The sequence below is a fragment of the uncultured Neglectibacter sp. genome (assembly GCA_937958185.1).
In the GTDB taxonomy this organism is placed as follows: Bacteria; Bacillota; Clostridia; order Oscillospirales; family Acutalibacteraceae; genus Acutalibacter.
Map to the genome: position 1 here is coordinate 37,859 of CALFFN010000037.1, position 17,139 is coordinate 54,997.

The 17,139-nt window shown below is 56.6% G+C and carries 20 protein-coding genes and 1 other annotated feature; of the genes, 6 read left to right on the forward strand and 14 right to left on the reverse strand.

Going from position 1 to position 17,139, the window contains the following annotated elements; all coding sequences use genetic code 11:
* Positions 1–461: 461 nt before the first annotated feature.
* The 5 genes from AB8996_RS11135 to AB8996_RS11155 all read right to left on the reverse strand — a co-directional run bounded on the left by AB8996_RS11135 (position 462) and on the right by AB8996_RS11155 (position 4,577).
* Entirely contained in the window at positions 462–2,012 is a 1,551-nt protein-coding gene (locus tag AB8996_RS11135; protein WP_369299063.1) for a leucine-rich repeat protein, read from the reverse strand.
* A 274-nt stretch (positions 2,013–2,286) separates the two neighbouring features.
* Positions 2,287–2,622, reverse strand: a complete 336-nt coding sequence (locus AB8996_RS11140; protein WP_369299064.1) for a hypothetical protein — start codon at positions 2,620–2,622, stop codon at positions 2,287–2,289.
* A 313-nt stretch (positions 2,623–2,935) separates the two neighbouring features.
* Positions 2,936–3,139, reverse strand: a complete 204-nt coding sequence (locus AB8996_RS11145) for a hypothetical protein (protein WP_369299065.1) — start codon at positions 3,137–3,139, stop codon at positions 2,936–2,938.
* Positions 3,136–4,293, reverse strand: coding sequence for a glycoside hydrolase family 27 protein (locus AB8996_RS11150; RefSeq protein WP_369299066.1), 1,158 nt, complete (start codon positions 4,291–4,293; stop codon positions 3,136–3,138). Before AB8996_RS11150 ends, AB8996_RS11145 begins: the two co-directional genes overlap by 4 nt.
* A gap of 83 nt (positions 4,294–4,376) precedes the next feature.
* A complete protein-coding gene (locus AB8996_RS11155; protein WP_369299067.1) occupies positions 4,377–4,577 on the reverse strand; it encodes a bL28 family ribosomal protein in 201 nt (66 codons plus the stop codon).
* Positions 4,578–4,895: 318 nt separating this feature from the next.
* On the opposite strand from AB8996_RS11155, the gene AB8996_RS11160 reads away from it, so the two are divergent.
* The gene (locus AB8996_RS11160; RefSeq protein WP_369299068.1) at positions 4,896–5,174 is read left to right on the forward strand and encodes a CD3324 family protein; all 279 of its coding nucleotides are present in this window, start codon (positions 4,896–4,898) and stop codon (positions 5,172–5,174) included.
* A gap of 116 nt (positions 5,175–5,290) precedes the next feature.
* Here AB8996_RS11160 and rplL read toward each other — a convergent pair whose 3' ends face one another.
* The 8 genes from rplL to AB8996_RS11200 form a co-directional block, all read right to left on the reverse strand.
* Positions 5,291–5,674 carry a 50S ribosomal protein L7/L12 gene (gene rplL / locus AB8996_RS11165; RefSeq protein ID WP_369299069.1) on the reverse strand — a complete coding sequence of 128 codons (384 nt, stop codon included), beginning with the start codon at positions 5,672–5,674 and terminating at the stop codon, positions 5,291–5,293.
* A 110-nt stretch (positions 5,675–5,784) separates the two neighbouring features.
* Positions 5,785–6,315 (reverse strand): 50S ribosomal protein L10, encoded by a 531-nt coding sequence (gene rplJ / locus AB8996_RS11170; RefSeq protein WP_369299070.1) that lies wholly within the window; start codon positions 6,313–6,315, stop codon positions 5,785–5,787.
* A gap of 25 nt (positions 6,316–6,340) precedes the next feature.
* Positions 6,341–6,514, reverse strand: a sequence feature (ribosomal protein L10 leader region).
* A 36-nt stretch (positions 6,515–6,550) separates the two neighbouring features.
* Complete coding sequence (gene rplA / locus AB8996_RS11175) at positions 6,551–7,243, reverse strand: 50S ribosomal protein L1 (RefSeq protein WP_369299071.1); 693 nt, start codon at positions 7,241–7,243, stop codon at positions 6,551–6,553.
* Positions 7,244–7,300: 57 nt separating this feature from the next.
* Positions 7,301–7,726, reverse strand: coding sequence for a 50S ribosomal protein L11 (rplK, locus tag AB8996_RS11180; RefSeq protein WP_369299072.1), 426 nt, complete (start codon positions 7,724–7,726; stop codon positions 7,301–7,303).
* Positions 7,727–7,915: 189 nt separating this feature from the next.
* Positions 7,916–8,443, reverse strand: a complete 528-nt coding sequence (gene nusG / locus AB8996_RS11185) for a transcription termination/antitermination protein NusG (RefSeq protein ID WP_369299073.1) — start codon at positions 8,441–8,443, stop codon at positions 7,916–7,918.
* Between the two features lie 43 nt (positions 8,444–8,486).
* Complete coding sequence (gene secE, locus AB8996_RS11190; protein WP_369299074.1) at positions 8,487–8,735, reverse strand: preprotein translocase subunit SecE; 249 nt, start codon at positions 8,733–8,735, stop codon at positions 8,487–8,489.
* Positions 8,736–8,747: 12 nt separating this feature from the next.
* On the reverse strand, positions 8,748–8,897 hold the full coding sequence (gene rpmG, locus AB8996_RS11195) for a 50S ribosomal protein L33 (RefSeq protein ID WP_369299075.1): 150 nt from the start codon (positions 8,895–8,897) through the stop codon (positions 8,748–8,750).
* Between the two features lie 398 nt (positions 8,898–9,295).
* Complete coding sequence (locus AB8996_RS11200) at positions 9,296–10,072, reverse strand: hypothetical protein (RefSeq protein ID WP_369299076.1); 777 nt, start codon at positions 10,070–10,072, stop codon at positions 9,296–9,298.
* Positions 10,073–10,228: 156 nt separating this feature from the next.
* Between AB8996_RS11200 and AB8996_RS11205 the strand changes: the two genes are divergently transcribed.
* The 5 genes from AB8996_RS11205 to argS all read left to right on the forward strand — a co-directional run bounded on the left by AB8996_RS11205 (position 10,229) and on the right by argS (position 15,705).
* Positions 10,229–11,404 (forward strand): sugar MFS transporter, encoded by a 1,176-nt coding sequence (locus tag AB8996_RS11205; protein ID WP_369299077.1) that lies wholly within the window; start codon positions 10,229–10,231, stop codon positions 11,402–11,404.
* Between the two features lie 91 nt (positions 11,405–11,495).
* Complete coding sequence (locus AB8996_RS11210) at positions 11,496–12,593, forward strand: D-alanine--D-alanine ligase family protein (protein ID WP_369299078.1); 1,098 nt, start codon at positions 11,496–11,498, stop codon at positions 12,591–12,593.
* A gap of 35 nt (positions 12,594–12,628) precedes the next feature.
* A complete protein-coding gene (gene murI, locus AB8996_RS11215) occupies positions 12,629–13,441 on the forward strand; it encodes a glutamate racemase (protein ID WP_369299079.1) in 813 nt (270 codons plus the stop codon).
* Between the two features lie 41 nt (positions 13,442–13,482).
* Complete coding sequence (locus AB8996_RS11220; RefSeq protein WP_369299080.1) at positions 13,483–13,929, forward strand: DUF1934 domain-containing protein; 447 nt, start codon at positions 13,483–13,485, stop codon at positions 13,927–13,929.
* Between the two features lie 84 nt (positions 13,930–14,013).
* Complete coding sequence (gene argS, locus AB8996_RS11225) at positions 14,014–15,705, forward strand: arginine--tRNA ligase (protein WP_369299081.1); 1,692 nt, start codon at positions 14,014–14,016, stop codon at positions 15,703–15,705.
* Positions 15,706–16,056: 351 nt separating this feature from the next.
* Here argS and leuB read toward each other — a convergent pair whose 3' ends face one another.
* Positions 16,057–17,133 (reverse strand): 3-isopropylmalate dehydrogenase, encoded by a 1,077-nt coding sequence (gene leuB, locus AB8996_RS11230; RefSeq protein WP_369299082.1) that lies wholly within the window; start codon positions 17,131–17,133, stop codon positions 16,057–16,059.
* Positions 17,134–17,139: the final 6 nt, after the last annotated feature.

A 17,139-nucleotide genomic window follows, 5' to 3' on the forward strand; every position in this document is an offset into this window, starting at 1 on the left:
CCCAGGACCCTTTCCGCGCACAAGCAATAACCCGGTTTGGCTGAATGCAGGCTGCCTCCCGCAAAGGATAAAATAGCGTCTCTCCCCCTCCCATCTCACAGAGCCGGGAAAGGACGACTGCGACAGCGAAGCCGAACCGCTTTTATAGCCCGCTCACCTCCCGAGGCGGACCTTTTTCAGATGCAAACGCAATGAGTTTAATATACGGAATTTCACTGATTTTGTCAATCGTTTTTTGAAAAAATCACAGGAACCTTCTGAGAACGCCGATTTTTCCCGTTTTTGGAGCCGCCTGTGAATGTGAGGAAGCGCTTTCCGCGCATTTTTCACGCCGTGCCGATGAGGATATTCGGGCAAGGAAAATCCCGCAGATCTTATTGATCTGCGGGATCTCGTATTCTCTTGGAAAGCCTGTCCTTTGAGCGTACTCAAAAGCCCACAAGCCGGATATGCCCAAGCGCTTATTTCAGATCGGTGAACCGCTGGAGCATGGCGGAACCCTCGGCGCGGGTCGCTCTGCCCAGGGGGTCAAGGTTGCCGTTGCTTTTGCCGGTCAAAACACCCGTGCCTACCGCCCACGCCATAGCGGCGCCGGCAAAGCCGCTGACGCTGGCATTATCCTTAAACTGGCTCAGGTCTCCTCTTGTGGAGGTATCCTTCCCCTTATACTGCGCATACCGGTACAGCATGGTCGCAAACTGCTCCCGGCTGATCTTCTGGTTGGGGGAGAATTTCCCGCCGCCTGTGCCGGTGGCTATCTTAGCGTCTTCTGCCCATGCCACCGCATCGGCATAGTATTCTTTCGCAGGAACGTCGGTAAAGCTGGAGCTTCCCACGGCGGGGCTGCCTTCCATGCGGTACAGCAGCGCCACCAGCATTCCGCGGTTCATGGAAACATCGGGGGAAAAGGTATTGCTGCCGGTGCCCTTGAAATAGCCCATGGCGTACGCCCACTCGATGTAGGACTTTGCCCAGTGGTTCTGCACATCGTAAAAAGGCGTGGGGGGATAATTCCCATTATTTCCATGATTGGGGTCGTCCGGCACCTGTCCCAGCACAAAGGCAATGCCGTTGGCGGAAGCAAACACCTGAGAATAAGAGCCGGCATTCACATAGAAAGTGACGTTTTCACAGTCGTCAAAGGAGTCGAACGCAATGCCGTTGATGGAATCCGGCATGGAGATATATTTCAGGTTGCGGCAGCCGTCAAAAGCGCCTTCGTACACTTTTTCCACACCCTCGGGCAGCACCAAACGCTCCAGCGAGGAGCAGCCGCTGAAGGCGGATTTCCCCACATACAGCACCTGGTTGGACATCTCCACCTGGGACAGCGAGGAGCAGCCGTTGAACAGGGCGGTAGGCAAAGCCCGCAGGCTCGCGGGCAGGGTGATGCTGGTCAAAGAGGTGCAGCCGCCAAAAGCATAGTCCCCAATGGAGCTGATATTGTCCGACATGGTCACAGAGGACAAATTCTTGCAGCCGTTAAAGCAGTTGCTGCCCAGGCTGGTCACATTGGAGGGAATGGTGATGGAGCGCAGCGCCAGACAGGCGCTGAACGCAGAGCTGTCAATGGAGGTCAGCGTGGAGGGCAGGGAAACATCTGTCAGGGCGTAGCAATAGCGGAAAGCGTTTTTCCCCAGCCGGGTAGCGCCCTCCTTTATCGTAACGGACTGCAAAGAGGTCAAGGACGCGAACGCCTCGTCGCCAATGGTGCGCACGGAAGAGGGCACGGTAACCGAGGTCATTTCGATACAGCCGGAAAATGCCCGGTCCGCGATCGACGTGACAGCCACATTCTGGATAGAGCTGGGGATCGTCAAGTCCCCGGTAATGTTGACCGCGTTCTCCAGCGCGCCGGTCAAGCGGTTCAGCGCCAAAAAGGAACGGTCGCCCACCTGATAGACCAAAGTATCCACCGCAAAAGCGTCCATCGGCAGGGCAGCGGCTGCCAGCAGCAGCGCCAGCAGCAGGGAAGCCAGCCGAAGGACCTTGCTTTTTTTCATTCGATTCATAAAAGAACCTCCATATCTCAGGGGTCAAGTGCAGGGTTTGTCTTTTTATCATACCTTGAAACCGGGGAAATTTCAAGGCATTTCTTGTGAATTTATCAAATCAGCGGCTTTTTTGTCCGCCGGCTTTGCCGAAACTCCCCGGATCGGCGGGAAAAACAGCGATCCTGCCAGAATATCGGAAATTTTTACCAAAAAGAAAAGAACGGCAAAACCGAGTCGGCAAGAACCGACCCGGTTTCCAGAATAAGGAGATAAACTTATGAAAAAGAATTTCTTATACTCGTCTGGTAGAAGCGACCTCGGAAAAGGTCATATCCGCTCTGGGAACGTACCGCCTGGCAGGCTGAGCCTTTGCCCCACGCTCTTTCCGGCGGGCACGCAGATACAGCACGCAGCTCACACCTGTCACCGACAGCACCAGCGCAAAAACGCCGATACTGGCAAGGGGGGAAATGGATTCCTCAGGAATCGTGGCTGACAGCTCCGTCGCCGTGGCAGGCTGGGACTCCCGCACCTGCTGGGAATACCGTGCCGGCGCGGTTTCCGCTTTCGCGGCAGTTGCCATGCTCAAAGTGGCAACCGTACCCACTGTGAGAACTAATACCAGCACAAACGTGAAAAAGCTTTTCCAAACGCTTCGCCGCATCGTCCCGCTCCCTTTCCAAAAAGATGACACTTTCATGACAAGTGTTACAATTTGGTTACAGTTTATCACAGCTGTCCGGGAAATGCAACCCCTATTCAAAATGTTCACAATATGTTCACAATTTAATCGAAAAAATACGCAACATATTGGGTCGCTGATCGGAAAAGCCGGAGCAAAAGCACAATTCCATTCTTCGCTTCTATTGACTGATAAGGTTACAAAAAAGTGAAATTTTTTCCGTTTTCTAAAGTATCAGTGTAGGGAGACCCCTTTGTACCTAGCGGAACAGCGTGCATTCACCGCTTTCCCGGTAATACCGAATGCGCTTTTCTATCTCTTCCCTGGGGCACTTGAAATAGTCTGCCAGACAGCCGATACACAGGAAATCCTCGGCGGCGCGGAACACCAGCTTTCGGTAGATGGCAATGTCGTCGGAGCCTAACGGCGCGCCGCATTTCCGGCAGGTTTTGTAGTTGCTCAACGCACCTTCACCGGCTTGGCGCGGAACATCAGGCAGCCGTGGGGCTCGATCTGCCCGGCGTAGCGCTCGGTGAACACTCCCTCGTTCTCGTGGGTCCAGCAGTTGACCATTTCCAGACCGATCCCGGCGGCGGAGGAAATGCCCATATCCCAGAACTGCAGGGACATCTCGTTCCTCTTATCCCCCAGATTGAACATGCCGATGGCAAGGGTGCCGTCGGACATGGGCTTTACCAGCGCAAAGACTGCCTCCGGGTTGTTCCACTGCCCGATGTGGTAGGGTCCCCTGCACTCGATATCCTGATTGATGGCAATGATATCGGGGTTCATCAGGGTCTCCTTTGTGGCGTCGCTCATGGAGCGGATATCGCAGCCGATCATCAGCGGGGAATTCATAATCGCCCACAGGGAGAAGTGGGTACGGTATTCCTCGTCGGTGCAGCCGCCGATCTTTCCGATAAACTCATTGTTGCTGCCGCCGTGCATTCCCACCACCAGCATGTCGATGTCGTTGTGGCAGAAGGGACCGGAGAACTGGGTCTTATCCAGCTGGGACAGCGCCAGGGTCTTAATGGACTCCCAGCTGTCCTGGATATCCCCGGTGGAGCGGAACAGCTGGGCGCCGGCGCTCTGTATCCAATTGTGGACGTCCTCGTGCCCCCAGTTGCAGGCGGAGAACATGATGTCCCGTCCGCAGTTGCGCAGGGCGAGGGACATCCTGCGGTACAGGGTCTCGCCGTCCATATGGCTGGGCTTGTAGCAGTTATCGTATTTCAGGTAATCCACGCCCCAGGAGGCAAAGGTGGCAGCGTCCTGGAACTCGTGCTCAAAGCTGCCGGGGTAGCCCGCGCAGGTGTGGGTGCCGTCGCAGGAATACATGCCGAACTTCAGCCCCTTGCTGTGAACGTAATCCGCCACAGCCTTCATGCCGTGGGGGAATTTCTCAGGGTCGGGCACCAGGTTGCCGTTTTCATCGCGCTGCTTCAGGCTCCAGCAGTCGTCGATGACCACATACTCATAGCCCGCGTCCTTCAGCCCGGAGCTGACCATCGCGTCGGCTGTTTCCCGGATCAGCGCGTCATTGATGTTCCACGTAAAGGTGTTCCAAGAGTTCCACCCCATAGGCGGGGTCATGCCAAGATATTTGTTCTGCATCAAGAATCCTCCCGATCTCAATTTTATAGAGCCGCAGAGGTTCTTCCCCTGTGTGGACATTATAAAACCGGCACGGGGAAAAGTCAATGCAAATTCTGCTGTTTCCTCATCGTTCTCATGCAGCTGGTGCAGACCTTGAGCTTCCGTCTCCCTTTCGGTGTTTCCACAGTTATGGTTTGCAGGTTGGGCTTTACTTTCTTTGAAGTGCGCCCATTGATATACATTCTGTCATGGGCGACCTTTTTGCCAAAGGTAGTCGTTTTACCGCAGATTTCACAACGCATTTTTCTTCTCCTTTCCAATGCTTGCAGCCTAGAGGACCGCCTTTCCAGTATAGGACGGTCTTCGCTGTCAGGGCAACCCACAAAACGGTACAGACTTGAATTGGCGCAGGCGGTCATGGTCGGAAAGTCTTGCCAGAATCAAATTAGCGCTGGATTTTCGAAACAAACCGCGATATAATAGGACATATCGCAAAAAAGGGGGAAACCGGCTCCATGACGGGAGATGTAAAGCGTGCATAGCAAGGGCTATTGCACAAAAAACTAAATCATCGGCGATAGCCTTTGCTCACCTAAGGGATCAGATTAGGAGGAGCAACTATGCGCTATGCACGTGCTCAGGAGGTACTTCCTGAGAAATTATTGAAAGAACTACAGCAGTATGCGGACGGGGTCTATCTCTATGTCCCGCGGAAGCAGGAGAACCGTCTTGCCTGGGGCGAAAGGACCCACAGCAAGCAGGAAACCTCCCAGCGCAACGCGGCGATCTTCGCGGACGCCGCACAGGGCATTTCCCCGGAAGCGCTGGCAGAACGGTACTTCCTTTCGGAAAAGACGATCCGCCGCATTCTGTTACAGGAAAAAAGAAAAAGGGAATAAAAGACCCGGGCGAATTTTCTGGTTCGCCCGGGAATCTTTTTTCTTAAAGTGGGAATAGCCCATAGAAAAACAGGCAAGCCTTGTTGGCTTGCCTGTTTTGGTTTTCTGCAAAGAAATTACTTCAGCTCGACCTCTGCGCCAGCCTCTTCCAGCTTTGCCTTCAGAGCCTCGGCGTCGTCCTTGGAAGCGCCTTCCTTAACAGCCTTGGGAGCGCCGTCAACCAGCTCCTTTGCTTCCTTCAGACCCAGACCGGTTGCTTCCTTCACGACCTTGATGACGTTGATCTTGTTTGCGCCGGCAGACTTCAGCACAACGTCAAACTCGGACTTCTCCTCAGCAGCGGGGGCAGCGCCACCGGCAGCGGGAGCAGCAACAGCAACAGCGGCGGGAGCAGCAGCGGATACGCCGAACTCCTCTTCCAGAGCCTTGACCAGCTCAGACAGCTCCAGAACGGTAAGAGCCTTGACTTCTTCGATCAGATTAGTTACTTTCTCAGACATGATAAATACCTCCGATTTTTAGATGCTGGATTCTAGATAATAGATTCTAGACGTTCCAAATAAAATTTTTAGAGCTTTACTTTTTACTTTCCGCCTTGTTTGCAGAAGCTTTAAGCGCTCTGCTTTTCGGCGATGGCGTTCAAAGCGATCACCAGACCGCGAATCGTGCCGTTCAGCACATTTGCGAAGCCCTGGATAGGAGCATTGAAGCCACCCAGAACCTGCGCGATAAGCACTTCTTTGGAAGGCAGCTTGGCAAGCGCGGAGATGCTGGAAGCGTCCACCGTGCCGCCGTCGATAAAGCCGGACTTGATCTGGAAATTCTCATGATCCTTCGCATAGTCGGACAAGATCTTGGGGGCTTCGGTGTAGCCAGTGTCGCTGTAGGCGATGGCGGTAGTACCGTTCAGGTACTCGTCCATGCCCTCAATGGAAGCCTGCTCAAAGGCGCGGTGCAGCAGGGTGTTTTTGATCACCTTGTACTGGCAGCCAGCCTCGCGCAGCTGCTTTCTCAGCTTGGTGTCCTCTTCCACGGTAATGCCGCTGTAGTTGACGAGCACGCCTACATTGGCACTCTTGAAAGCCTCTGCCAATTCGGCAACATGCTGCTTCTTTTGTTCAAGAATTTTCTCGCTGGGCAATGATTTCACCTCCGATGTATGGGGTTTGTCCAAATCAAAAGCGCCTTTCCCTCGGAAAGACCGGGAAAGGCGCTGGAATGCAAATAGCTCGTGGGGAAAGCTCCCCATTTCCATACGCTTATCTTCCCTCGGCAGGCCGGTTCCCCATTTCAGCCCAAAAGCGGGCGCCTGCTGTCTTTGGTTGGACAGCTTGGTTATTATAGCACGGGACGATGAAAAATGTCAAGCCCCCTGCTTATACAAATTTGGCGGGATTGATCTTCACGCCGGGACCCATGGTGGAGCTGACCACGCAGGAGCGGACATACTGTCCCTTTGCCGCGGCGGGCTTTGCCTTCACGATGGCGTCCATCAGGGCGTCAAAGTTTTCCTGCAGCTTCTGAGCGCCGAAGGATACCTTGCCGATGGAGCAGTGAATGATGTTGGTCTTGTCAAGGCGGTACTCGATCTTACCTGCCTTGGCTTCCTGAACAGCCTTGGCGATGTCGGGGGTCACAGTGCCGGCCTTGGGGTTGGGCATCAGGCCCCGGGGACCCAGGACCTTACCAAGACGACCTACCAGACCCATCATATCAGGCGTGGTGATGAGCACATCGAAGTCCATCCAGCCCTCGGACTGGATCTTCTGGACCATTTCCTCCGCGCCGGCGAAATCAGCACCGGCAGCCTGAGCTGCCTCGATGTTGTCGCCCTTGCAGATCGCCAGCACGCGCACCTTTTTGCCGGTGCCGTTGGGCAGGACCAGGGCGCCGCGCACCTGCTGGTCGGCGTGACGACCGTCAACGCCCAGCTTCACGTGGAGCTCCACAGTCTCGTCAAACTTTGCCGTGCCGGTCTTGACGCAGATGTCAAGAGCCTCGTTGGTATCATAGAACTTGGAACGGTCGATCAGTTTTGCGCCGTCCACATACTTTTTTCCGTGTTTCATATCTTGTTCCTCCAGTGGTAAATATCGGATGAAGTTTGTTTCCTCCCACTCCGGGAATTAGTCTACTACTTCAATACCCATGCTGCGGGCAGTGCCTGCAATCATGCTCATAGCCGTTTCAATAGATGCAGCGTTCAGGTCGGGCATCTTCTGCTCGGCGATTTTCTGCACCTGCTCGCGGGTAATCTTTGCAACCTTCTTCTTGTTGGGCTCACCGGAGGCAGTCTCGATGCCGCATGCCTTTTTGATCAAAACGGCGGCAGGGGGAGTCTTGGTGATAAAGGTGAAAGAACGGTCGGCATACACTGTGATGACAACGGGGATAATGAGCCCGGCGTCGTTCTTGGTGCGCTCGTTAAATTCTTTCGTAAATGCCATGATGTTTACGCCGTGCTGACCCAGTGCAGGACCAACAGGCGGTGCCGGGGTCGCTTTTCCGGCAGGGATCTGGAGCTTAATAAAGCCCGTAACCTTTTGTGCCATTTTTTGCACCTCCAAAATTCCGTGGTAAACCGTCCGCGGTTCGCGGTCGGTGCTGCGGCGCAGCCGTGAGAATCAGATTTCGTTTGCGCCTCCCACAAGGGGACAGCCGGACAGGCTGCCCGCGCTCAAAGCGGATATCCGCTGAGTTGCTGAAAAAACCTTTAGAACCTTTGACTTGGAACAGAGCTTTTAGAACTGCACAGGCTCCGCCTGATCCAGCTCCAGCTCTACAGGGGTGTCCCGTCCGAACATGGAAACGACTACCCGGACGCGGTTCTTTTCCACGTCCATTTCCTCCACAACGCCGATAAAGCCTTCCAGAGGACCGTCCACAATGTTCACGGAATCGCCGACCTGATAGCTGACCTCCACAGAGCGCTTCTCAATGCCCAGCCGCGCCACTTCCTCCTCCGTAAGGGGGATCGGCTTGGAGGACGGACCCACAAAGCCCGTGCAGCCGCGGATATTCCGCACAGCGTACCAGGACTCGTCCGTCATGATCATCTTGACGATGACATAGCCGGGAAAAATTTTGCGCTCCACTTCCTTGCGCTTGCCCGCTTCGGTGATCTCCGTCACCGTTTCGGTAGGCACGCGGATCTCCTGGATCAGTTCCTGAAGCTGACGGTTTTCCACCGTCTTTTCCAGATTGGAAGCCACCTTGTTTTCATACCCGGAATAGGTATGCACCACATACCATTTCGCTTCGTCTGCCACTTTTTACCCTCCGTTTCAAAACGTACGGAATTGCCGCCGGGGGTTAAACCTTGGCAACGTCCATCACAAGACCCAGCAGGTTCATAAAACCGGTGTCCAGAAGGAAGACGAACAGACCCAGGATCACGATGGTCACCAGAACTACGCCGGTGCTCTTGAACACCGCCTTGGGGGTGGGCCATACGATCTTTTTCAGTTCGCCCTTGCAGTCACGGAAGAACTTGCCGACGCGCTTAAAGAATCTGACAACGGCATTGGGCTTCTTGTCGTTTTTCTTTTCGGTTTCCGCCATGCTCTCCGCTCCTTACTTAGTTTCCCTGTGCAGGGTGTGTTTCCGGCAGAATCTGCAATACTTCTTCATTTCCAGTCTGTCGGGGTTGTTTTTCTTTTCTTTCTTGCTGAGGTAGTTCCTCTGCTTGCACTCTGTGCAGGCCAGCACGATCTTTACTCGCATATTTCGGCACCTCCGTTGCTCGGATAAATTTGTTGGGAACCGCGGCTCCTTTCGAGAATCCTCATGAAAAAAGCCCGTCCCTGCCTCCCTCGGGATAAAGATAAGCCGCCGTAAAAAAGGCAACAAAAAAAGAACCTCTTTTCCGAGGTATGACCAGTATAGCACACCCTTTCCCGGCTGTCAACAAATTTTTCAGTTTTCGTGATAAAACGCCGGGAAAGGCAAAAAGCTTCGGTCACAGATGACGGAAGCTTTTTCTTTTCTAAATCTTTCTAAGTTCTAAAGTAAATGCGTCTCTCACGCAGGGGACAAATCGCGTTATGAAGCGGGCTCGGTCAGGGCGTGGTCAAAGCCTTTCCCTCCCGTTTCCCCCGTTTCCAAATGGAGCTTTTCTCCCTTTATTTCAAACGGGATTCCACTTTCTTCTGCTTCTTCGGCTTTTCGGGCTTGATGTTCTTGTCCTTCAGCTTCCTGGTGTACTTGATATCTTTTTGCAGCTCCTCGCCCAGCCTGTCCTGAAGTGACGCAAAAGCCGCGTCGCTCATAGTATTAAGGAGGGAAACGCTCACGATGGAGCGCAGGTCCAGGTCGCCGTTCTTGTACATATCGTCCAGCAGGGCGCAAAGCTTCTTGCAGAGGTCGCCGTCCGGGTGGCTCAGCGCCAGTTCCTCGCACTTGGGCGCCACCTTCTGCTTGACGAATGTGACATACCGCACCTGACCGTACAAGATCTTTTCCTCGTTCAGCTCCTCTTTCAGCTCCGGGAACAGGTTCGCCAGACGGTTCATGAAGAACATGGGGTCTACATTTCTTTCATCGTCCTTGCCTTTTTTGCGCTTCTGCTGCACCGCCGCCACGCGCTTGGGACCGCGCACCACGTCCAGGAAGTCGTTCAGAATGCTTTCCGCGTCCCGGCGGTCGCCCTCCTTTTCGTCAAAAAGCCACAGGGAAAGGCTGCGCCAGTCCCCCACCTCGCCGGAGGAGGAGATCAGGGCGGAGCACAGCTCAAAGCGCTGCTGGGCAGTTTCGTACCGCAGGCAGTACGCCACCTCTTCCGTGGCATAGGACACCGCCCTGCCGCCGTCGTACTCCAGCGGCTCGGGACCGTGGAAGCCCTGCTTTGTCAATTCTTCCGCCAGCCCGTCCTGTATCAGGGTAAACGCGTTAAAATCCAAAATGAAATCAACTCCAAAATTATTTTCGAAAATTATTTTCGGCTCATAGTATAGCACGGCGAGGGAAAAAAGTCTATCTTTTTTTCCTGCCGGGCGCTGCGGGCAACACGCCTTAAGCCCCGCTCCGCCCGGCTGCCTTTTGTTGGGAGGAATACCATGACCACCGCTTTGCTGCTTGTGATCTATCTTGCTTTTATCAGTTTAGGTCTGCCGGACACCCTGCTGGGCGCCGCATGGCCCGCCATGCGGGAAGAGCTGGGGGTGGGGCTGGACATGGCAGGTGCGATCGCCTTTGTCATCTCGCTGGGGACGGTGCTTTCCAGCCTGCTCAGCAGCCGCCTGCTTTCCCGGTTCGGCACAGGGAAGGTCGCCTTTTGCAGCGTGCTGCTCACCGCCCTGTCCCTGTTCGGCTTTTCCTGCTCCCACCGCTTTTTCTGGCTGCTCCTGCTTGCCGTCCCGCTGGGGCTGGGCGCCGGGGCGGTGGACGCGGGGCTCAACAACTTCGTGGCGCTGCACTACAAGCCCTGCCACATGAATTTCCTCCACTGCTTCTGGGGTCTGGGCGCCATGAGCGGTCCGGCGGTGGTGTCCTTCTGGCTGGCAAGGGGGAACAGCTGGAGCATGGGCTACCGCACCGTGGCGCTGGTGCAGTTTGCTTTGGTGCTGGTCCTGGGGCTTTCCCTCCCCCTGTGGAACAGCCGGGAAGCCCCTTTGCCCGCCCCGGAGGAGCTTCCCCAAAAGCCTGTGGGCAACCTGACCGCCCTGGGGCTTCCGGGGGTCAAGACGGCGCTGGCAGCATTTTTCTGCTACTGCTCGCTGGAGATCTCCACCGGGCTGTGGGCAAGCAGCTACCTGGTGGAGCGGCGGGGCGTTCCCCCGGGGGACGCCGCCCTGTGCACCTCCCTGTTTTACGGCGGCATCGCCGGGGGGCGGTTTTTGTCCGGGCTGCTGTCGGGAAAGCTTTCCAACCGGCTGCTGCTCCGCACCGGGCAGGGCTTGTGCGCCCTGGGCGCCGTTTTCCTGCTGCTGCCCGTGCCCCTGCCCGTAACGGTGCTGGGGCTGCTGCTGTTCGGGCTGGGCTGCGCGCCCCTGTACCCCACTATGCTGCAGGAAACTCCCGTCCGTTTCGGCAGAGCCGCTTCCCAGACGGTGATGGGGCTGGAAATGGCGGTGGCGTATTTCGGCTCCACCGTGATGCCGCCGCTGCTGGGAATTTTGGCGCAGCGCACTTCCGTCGCCGTCTTTCCCTGGTTCCTGCTGCTTGCCATCGGGCTGATGACGTGGTTCTGCGAGCGGCTGAACCGATTTCTGCGGACCGGGAACGGAAAGTAGTTGATAAATTTCCCCGCTCATAGTATAATAAAAACTGTATGCACTTCCGCATGCGTTTTTCTGAAATTTGAAACTGGGATGTGATTGCAGTATGGCTTCCACAGAGCAAAAAATGAAAATTGCCGTCATTTTCGGCGGCGCTTCCTCCGAGCATGAGGTGTCCCTCATGTCCGCCGCCTCGATCCTGGAAAATTTGAATACGGAAAAATACGATGTTTATAAAGTGGGCATTACCAAAACAGGCAAGTGGCTGCTGTACACCGGGGAAAATTCCGAATTGACCTCCGGCAAATGGGACGCGCCGGAGCATACCGTTCCCGCCTTCCTTTCTCCCGACCCCACCGTTCACGGGCTGGTGGTCCTGAAGGGCAGCGGCACGGAGCTGATCCGGCTGGACTGCGTTTTCCCCGCCCTCCACGGCAAAAACGGGGAGGACGGCACCATTCAGGGTCTGTTCCAGCTTTCCGGCATTCCCTACGTGGGCTGCAACACCCTGTCCTCCGCCGTGTGCATGGATAAGGCTGTCACCCACACGCTGCTGTCCGCCGCCAACATCGAGCAGGCGCATTACCTGTGGTTCTACGCCGACCGCTTCGACGCCGCCCCGGACACCATCAAGAGCAAGATCGAAGCCCGCCTGAGCTTCCCCGTATTCGTAAAGCCCGCCAACGCCGGGTCCTCCGTGGGGGTCAGCAAGGTGGAGCGCAGGGAAGACCTTGACGCGGCGATCCGCAAGGCTGCCAGAGAGGACAGCAAGATCGTGGTGGAGGAAGGCATCAAAGGGCAGGAGGTGGAATGCGCCGTGCTGGGCAACCGGGAAGCAGACGCATCCCCGGTAGGCGAGATCGGCGCCTCCGCCGCTTTCTACGATTACGACGACAAATATATCAACGGCACCAGCCAGCTGTACATTCCCGCCCGGCTGGACGAGGAAGTGTCGGAAAAGATACGGCAGACCGCCGTGCGGGCTTACCGCTGGCTGGGCTGCTCCGGGCTTGCCAGAGTGGATTTCTTCGTCACCGAGGGCGACCATCGGGTGATCCTGAACGAGATCAACACCCTGCCCGGCTTTACCTCCATCAGCATGTACCCCAAGCTGTGGGTGCACACCGGCATGAGCTACAGTGAGCTGCTGGACGCGCTGATCTCTCTTTCGTTCCAGAAAAAGGAAGCCGAACGGAAAGCGTAACCTGTGTTTTAGAAAATAAGGAAGTGATCCGACCTATGGATAATCGCCCCATCGGCGTCTTTGATTCCGGCCTGGGCGGCTTAACCGCCGTAAAGGAGCTGGAAAAGGCGCTGCCAAAGGAAAGCATTGTCTATTTCGGCGATACCGGGCGCGTCCCTTACGGCACCCGCAGCCGGGAAACCGTGCGCGCCTATGCCCGGCAGGACATGGATTTTCTCATGAGCCAGAACGTCAAGGCGGTGCTTGCCGCCTGCGGCACGGTCAGCTCCACGGCGGCGGATATCGGCGCCGCCCTGCCCATTCCCTATTTCGATGTGGTAGCCCCCACCGCGAAGGCGGCTGCCGCTGCCACCAGAAACGGGAAAATAGGCGTGATCGGCACCAGCGCCACCATTCACAGCGATTCTTACCGCAAGGCGCTGCTGGCGCTGAACTATGAGCTGGAGGTCTATCCCCAGGCGTGCCCGCTGTTTGTGCCGCTGGTGGAAAACGCCTTTATCTCCCCCCAGGAGGAGGTCACCCGGCTGGTGGCAGAGCGCTACCTTGCCCCCATACGGGAGCAGGGCGTGGACACGCTCATTCTGGGCTGCACCCATTATCCCATTATCAGCGCCATCATCGGCTCTGTCATGGGCAGGGGCGTCACCCTCATCGACAGCGGACGGGAAGCCGCGCTGGCGCTGGCTGCCGCCTTGGAGCGGCAGGGGCTGCTCTGCGGCGGCTCCGCCCCCCGAACGGCAAGCTATTTCGTCACGGACGCCCCGGAAAGCTTTACCGCCGTTGCCGAGCTGTTCCTCGGTCACAGCGTGGAGGGGCGCACGGAGCGGATCGCCATGGAGGGCTGCTGAACGTTTCGCCATTCGCACCATGAAAAAGAAGGATTTCAAAAATGCTGAAGGAAAATTATAATATCAATATCATTGGCAAGCAGTTTTACGAGGAATCCTCCGGGGCGGAGCCCGGAGAGATCACCCTGAGCACCACCGGGACCTACACGGAACGGGGCGGCGCGGAATTTATTGCCTACAAGGAATATGACGAGGACGATCCCAAGGTCGCCTACACCTCCGTGCTGAAAATCGAACCGGGCAGGGTGACCATGATGCGCTCCGGCTCCTCCACCCGGCTGATCCTGGAGCAGGGCAAGCGCCATCTGTGCCTGTACGATACGGGCTACGGTATGATGTCCGTGGGGGTGTTCACCAGCGAGCTGCACTCCTCTCTCCGAAAGGAAGGCGGGCGCCTCAATGTGAAATACACGCTGGACATCGACTCGAACCTGTCCAGCCGCAACGAGATCGAGGTGGAGATCAAGCCCTGCGGGGTCAGTTGTTAGCTATTAGTTGTTAGTCATTAGCTGTCAGCCGCTGGTTTCAGCGTCAGGACGTCGTTTAGAGAACAGAGGAAAGGAAAAAATAATATGTCACAATTAGTAGAAAAAGCCCAGCAGCAGCTGAGAGAAGCGGTAAACGCCGCGCTGCGGCAGGCGGTCGGCGCAGGCGAGCTGCCGGACGCTCCCCTGCCGGAATTTGTCCTGGAGGTCCCTGCCGACCGCGCCCATGGAGACTGGGCGTGCAACGCCGCCATGGCAGGCGCAAAAGCCTTTCATGCCGCCCCCCGGAAAATCGCGGAAGCCATTGTGGGAAAGCTGGAGCTTACTGGCACATACTTCAAATCCTGCGAGATCGCGGGACCCGGCTTTTTGAATTTTACCTATGACGAAAAATTTTACGGCGAGGTCCTGCGGGATATCCACCGCCTGGGAGACGACTACGGCAAAAGCAGCGCCGGGGCGGACAAACGGGTGCTGGTGGAATATGTTTCCGCCAATCCAACAGGTCCCATGCATATTGGCAACGCCCGGGGCGGTGTGCTGGGCGACGCCCTTTCCGCGGTGCTGGAAGCCGCCGGCTATCAGGTGGAAAGGGAATTTTATGTAAACGACGCGGGCAATCAGGTCAATCGGTACGGATTGTCTCTGGAAGCCCGGTACTTGCAAATTTTCCAGGGCGAAGATGCGGTAGAATTCCCGGAGGACGGCTATCTGGGACCTGACGTCATCGAAAACGCCAAGGGCTTCGCGGAAAAATATGGAGATAGTTATGTAAACCAAGACCCGGAAACCCGCCGGAAAGCGCTGGTGGATTACGCCCTGCCGCTGAACATTCAGGGGCTGCATGACGACCTGCTGCGCTACCGGGTGGAATACGACAACTGGTTCCGGGAATCCACCCTCCACGAGAACGGCGCAGTACGGCAGGTCATTGAGCTGTTCCAGAGCAAGGGCGCGACCTACGAAAAGGACGGCGCGGTCTGGTTCAAGGGGGAAGAATACGGCTCTGAGGATTTCGTGCTGGTGCGCTCCAACGGCGTGCCCACCTATGTGGTGCCGGACATTGCCTACCATTACGACAAGCTGGTCACCAGAAACTTCGACATCGCCATCGATGTGCTGGGCGCCGACCACCACGGCTATGTGCCCCGGCTGAAGGCTGCCCTCACCGCCCTGGGTGTGGACGCTTCCCGGCTGCAGGTGGTAATGATGCAGATGGTCCGGCTGGTGCGGGACGGCGAGATCGTAAAAGCCAGCAAGCGCAGCGGCAAGGCCATCACGCTGGTGACCCTGCTGGAGGAGGTCCCGGTGGACGCCGCTCGGTTCCTGTTCAACTCCTACGAGCCCAACACCCGGATCGACTTCGATCTCGACCTGGCGGTGCAGCAGGACGCCCAAAACCCGGTATACTATGTGCAGTACGCCCACGCCAGGATTTGCAGCATTCTGAAAAACCTGAAAGCTGACGGGATTGAGCCCCGGGACTGCACCCCGGAGGAGCTGCTGCTGCTTTCTTCCCCGGAAGAGGTGGAGCTGATCCGTTATCTCTCCAATTTCACCGGGGAGATCGCCGGCGCCGCGCGCGCCATGGAGCCCGCCCGCATCACCCGGTACGTGACGAACGTTTCCACGCTGTTCCACAAATTCTACAACAACTGCCGGGTCAAGGGCGGCAACGAAGCCCTCACCGCCGCCCGGCTGTACCTCTGCTCCGCTACCAAGACCGTATTGGAAAACGCCCTGCGGCTGTTCAAGGTCAGCGCGCCGGAGTCTATGTAAAGCTTTTCCGCACAAACAAAATCACCCCGGCATGAAATGCCGGGGCTTGATTGTGTCGAAAAAGACTTTTCGACACAATCAAACTTATTGGGGAAACTAAAGATTTCCCCAATAAGTTCTGATTGAAACGCGAGAGAGGGGGCTCGCCTCCAGCTCAGTCAGCGCTGGGACGGTCTCCACAGGAGACCAGCGCCCCCGATGGTCCACGAAAGCTGTAAAACAACTTTTTCACACATCTTCCCCCTTCCGTATTTTTGGGTTGGAGGGGTTTATCAACAGCCTGCGCCCCAGCATTTCATGCCGGGGCTTTTTGCTTTTCTAAATTTTTTAATACATCTGTATACAGCAGTTTTACAGCAGCCCGGCAACGATATCGCCCATTTCGGTGCAGGTGACCTTTTTCGCGCCGCAGTCAGGGGTATAGATATCCGGGGTGCGGGCAGTCTCCAGCGCTTTGGAGCAGGCGGCTTCGATGGCGGCTGCCGCCGACGGCTCGTTCAGGGAATAACGGAGCATCATCGCGCCGGAAAGAATGGTGGCAAGGGGATTTGCGATGTTCTGCCCGGCAATGTCGGGGGCGGAGCCGTGGATCGGCTCATACAGCCCAAAGCCGCTGTCCCCCAGGCTGGCGGACGCCAGCATTCCGATGGAGCCGCTGATCATGGAAGCCTCGTCGGACAGGATATCGCCGAACATATTGGAGGTCACGATCACGTCAAACTGAGCGGGGTTGCGCACCAGCTGCATGGCGCAGTTGTCCACATACATATGGCTGACCTCCACCGCGGGGTGCTCCTTTGCCATCTCGTCGATGGTCTTTCTCCACAGGCGGGAGGTGTCCAGCACATTTGCCTTGTCCACGCTGCACAGCCGCCCCCGCCGCTTTTCCGCCATTTCAAAAGCGACCTTTGCAATGCGCCGGATTTCCGGCAGGCTGTAGCGCTCGGTATCGTAGGCGCTGACCACGCCGTTTTCCTCGGCGGTGCCGCGGTCCCCGAAATAAATGCCGCCGGTCAGCTCCCGCACCACCATGATGTCCAGGCTGTCCCCGATGATTTCCGGCTTCAGCGGGGAAGCGTCCCTCAGCGGGGCGAAGATCACGGCAGGGCGGAGATTGGCGTAAAGCCCCAAAGCTTTACGGATCCCCAAAAGCCCTTTCTCCGGGCGGTTCGCGCCGGGCTGGGAATCCCACTTCGGTCCGCCGACAGCGCCCAGCAGCACAGCGTCCGCAGCCTTGCAGGCGGCGACAGTCTCCTCGGGCAGGGGAACGCCTGTCCTGTCGATGGCGGCGCCGCCCAGCAGGGCATAGTCCAGCTCACAGTCAAAACCGAATTTTTCTCCCGCTTTTTTCAGGACCTTGACGGCTTCCCCCACGATCTCAGGTCCGATCCCGTCGCCTTCCAGTACAGTGATCCGATAGGTTTTCATGACAAG

Coding starts and splice junctions, on each gene's coding strand:
- AB8996_RS11135 (WP_369299063.1), bottom strand. CDS start 2,012: ATGAATCGAATGAAAAAAAGCAAGGTCCTTCGGCTGGCTTCCCTGCTG.
- AB8996_RS11150 (WP_369299066.1), bottom strand. CDS start 4,293: ATGCAGAACAAATATCTTGGCATGACCCCGCCTATGGGGTGGAACTCT.
- AB8996_RS11155 (WP_369299067.1), bottom strand. CDS start 4,577: ATGCGTTGTGAAATCTGCGGTAAAACGACTACCTTTGGCAAAAAGGTC.
- AB8996_RS11160 (WP_369299068.1), top strand. CDS start 4,896: ATGCGCTATGCACGTGCTCAGGAGGTACTTCCTGAGAAATTATTGAAA.
- rplL (WP_369299069.1), bottom strand. CDS start 5,674: ATGTCTGAGAAAGTAACTAATCTGATCGAAGAAGTCAAGGCTCTTACC.
- rplA (WP_369299071.1), bottom strand. CDS start 7,243: ATGAAACACGGAAAAAAGTATGTGGACGGCGCAAAACTGATCGACCGT.
- rplK (WP_369299072.1), bottom strand. CDS start 7,726: ATGGCACAAAAGGTTACGGGCTTTATTAAGCTCCAGATCCCTGCCGGA.
- secE (WP_369299074.1), bottom strand. CDS start 8,735: ATGGCGGAAACCGAAAAGAAAAACGACAAGAAGCCCAATGCCGTTGTC.
- rpmG (WP_369299075.1), bottom strand. CDS start 8,897: ATGCGAGTAAAGATCGTGCTGGCCTGCACAGAGTGCAAGCAGAGGAAC.
- AB8996_RS11205 (WP_369299077.1), top strand. CDS start 10,229: ATGACCACCGCTTTGCTGCTTGTGATCTATCTTGCTTTTATCAGTTTA.
- AB8996_RS11210 (WP_369299078.1), top strand. CDS start 11,496: ATGGCTTCCACAGAGCAAAAAATGAAAATTGCCGTCATTTTCGGCGGC.
- murI (WP_369299079.1), top strand. CDS start 12,629: ATGGATAATCGCCCCATCGGCGTCTTTGATTCCGGCCTGGGCGGCTTA.
- AB8996_RS11220 (WP_369299080.1), top strand. CDS start 13,483: ATGCTGAAGGAAAATTATAATATCAATATCATTGGCAAGCAGTTTTAC.
- argS (WP_369299081.1), top strand. CDS start 14,014: ATGTCACAATTAGTAGAAAAAGCCCAGCAGCAGCTGAGAGAAGCGGTA.
- leuB (WP_369299082.1), bottom strand. CDS start 17,133: ATGAAAACCTATCGGATCACTGTACTGGAAGGCGACGGGATCGGACCT.